Below are 716 nucleotides of genomic sequence, written 5' to 3'. Positions count from 1 at the left end.
ATGGAAGTTCGTGAACTTCTGTCGTCCTACCAGTTCCCGGGCGACGACATCCCGGTGGTCAAGGGCTCGGCCCTGGCCGCGGTGGAAGGCAAGACCCCGGAAATCGGCGAGAACGCGATCCTCGAGCTGATGGCGGCGGTGGACAGCTACATCCCGCAGCCGGAGCGTCCGGTGGACCTGCCGTTCCTGATGCCGGTGGAAGACGTGTTCTCGATCTCGGGTCGCGGCACCGTGGTGACCGGCCGTATCGAGAAGGGCATCGTGAAGGTTGGCGACGAAGTTGAAATCGTCGGCATCCGTCCGGTTCAGAAGACGACCTGCACGGGCGTCGAGATGTTCCGCAAGCTGCTGGACCAAGGTCAGGCCGGCGACAACGTGGGCGTGCTGCTGCGCGGCACCAAGCGTGAAGACGTCGAGCGCGGCCAGGTGCTGTGCAAGCCGGGCTCCATCACCCCGCACACGAAGTTCGTGGCCGAAGCCTACATCCTGACCAAGGAAGAAGGCGGCCGTCACACCCCGTTCTTCACCAACTACCGCCCGCAGTTCTACTTCCGCACGACGGACGTGACCGGGATCATCAAGCTGCGCGAAGGCGTGGAAATGATCATGCCGGGCGACAACGCCGAGCTGGACGTCGAGCTGATCACCCCGATCGCCATGGACCAAGGCCTGCGCTTCGCCATTCGCGAAGGCGGCCGGACCGTCGGCGCCGGCGT

1 protein-coding gene is annotated in these 716 nt (G+C 64.8%); it reads left to right on the top strand.

Annotated elements, in window-relative coordinates:
• Positions 1–716: EF-Tu C-terminal domain-related protein (locus tag DJ018_RS18905; RefSeq protein ID WP_240609627.1), on the top strand; the 716-nt coding region annotated here is incomplete at both ends.

It is taken from the genome of Phenylobacterium deserti (genome assembly GCF_003254705.1).
Taxonomy (GTDB): domain Bacteria; phylum Pseudomonadota; class Alphaproteobacteria; order Caulobacterales; family Caulobacteraceae; genus Phenylobacterium; species Phenylobacterium deserti.
This window is presented reverse-complemented; position numbering and strand designations above follow the sequence as displayed.